Source organism: Saccharothrix sp. NRRL B-16314, assembly GCF_000716595.1.
Lineage (GTDB): Bacteria > Actinomycetota > Actinomycetes > Mycobacteriales > Pseudonocardiaceae > Actinosynnema.
Genome location: NZ_JNXC01000115.1, coordinates 1 through 455 on the forward strand (window position 1 = coordinate 1; position 455 = coordinate 455).

Below are 455 nucleotides of genomic sequence, written 5' to 3' on the forward strand. Positions count from 1 at the left end.
GGCCCGACCCTGCCCTGGCTGGCGAAGGCCCTGAAGCTCGGCGCCTCCGGCGAGGCCGCCGACCTGGGCGTCGAGTCCGCGCCCCTGGAGCGGCTCCGCGCAGGCCGGCCCAGGACATCAGGGCCTGCTCCTGCCAGGGGATGCGGAAGGGCAGCAGGCTGACGAGGACTTCCATGGGCCGGGCGACCACGGTCAGGACCAGGCCGATGACGACGGCGGGCCAGAAGTCGTGGATCAGCTCGTGCGGGGTGACGAGCAGGCCGAGCAGGACGAACATGCCGATCTGGGCGATCCAGCCGAGTCCCTCGGCGAAGCCGCGGTTGGCCGGCGCGTGCGGCAGCTTGGCGTTGCCGAGGACCATCGAGGCCAGGTAGACGGCGAGGAAGCCGGAGCCGTGGGCCATGGCGCCGGCGGCGTACGCGACGACGGCGATGGCCATGACGGCGATCGGGTAG

Annotated in this window: 1 protein-coding gene; it reads right to left on the minus strand. The window is 73.0% G+C overall.

Annotated features, from left to right (window positions below; translation table 11 throughout):
* The coding region (locus OQ02_RS39275) for a cation:proton antiporter domain-containing protein (protein ID WP_231500452.1) at positions 1–439 on the minus strand (439 nt) is incomplete at its 3' end.
* Positions 440–455: the final 16 nt, after the last annotated feature.